The sequence below is a fragment of the Psychrobacter sp. 1Y4 genome (assembly GCF_051847555.1).
This window is the reverse complement of sequence record NZ_JBPYDE010000811.1, coordinates 1-608: the sequence shown is the minus strand read 5'-3', so window position 1 is coordinate 608 and position 608 is coordinate 1. Positions and strand designations below refer to the sequence as shown.

Genomic DNA, 608 nt, shown 5'->3' with positions numbered 1-608 from the left:
TCCACCAAATCTTGCTGCGAGGGTTGCTCTGACTTTGGCGGATATAAGTTTATCAGCTCAGGCCATAAATGCTTATCACCCTCTGTTGGATAATCATAGAAGCCCTTACCGTTTTTCTTACCTTCGCGCCCATGCTCATTGACCAGTGTTTTTAGTATGTCATAAGAAGGGCGCACTACGATTGGTTTACCTTCAGCTGCCATATCAAGTTGCTGCTGCTCGCTGACATGTAATGCTAAGCTCAATGACACCTCATCTTGCAATGCTAAGGGCGGCATCGGCATACCTGTTTTTAGTCCGGCAACTTCGATACTACGCGGATGGACACCTTCGCCCAGCATCGCGATGCCCTCTGATACATAGGTGCCAAATACTCTGGAGGTATAAAAGCCATGACTGTCATTGACGACGATAGGCGTTTTGCCTATTTGTACAACATAGTCGAAAGCTTTGGCCAATGTCGCATCGTCGGTTTGCGCGCCCATGATGATCTCAACGAGCGACATCTTATCTACTGGCGAGAAAAAATGCAGACCAATGAACTGGTTTGGTCGCGTACTGGCTTTTGCCAATCCTGTAATCGGTAGCGTTGAAGTATTGGACGCATA

1 protein-coding gene is annotated in these 608 nt (G+C 47.4%); it reads right to left on the bottom strand.

The genetic code is table 11. From position 1 onward, the window contains the following. A partial coding sequence (locus tag ACS8FC_RS19010) for a 3-hydroxyacyl-CoA dehydrogenase family protein (RefSeq protein WP_439297936.1) occupies nucleotides 1-608 on the bottom strand: 608 nt, incomplete at both ends.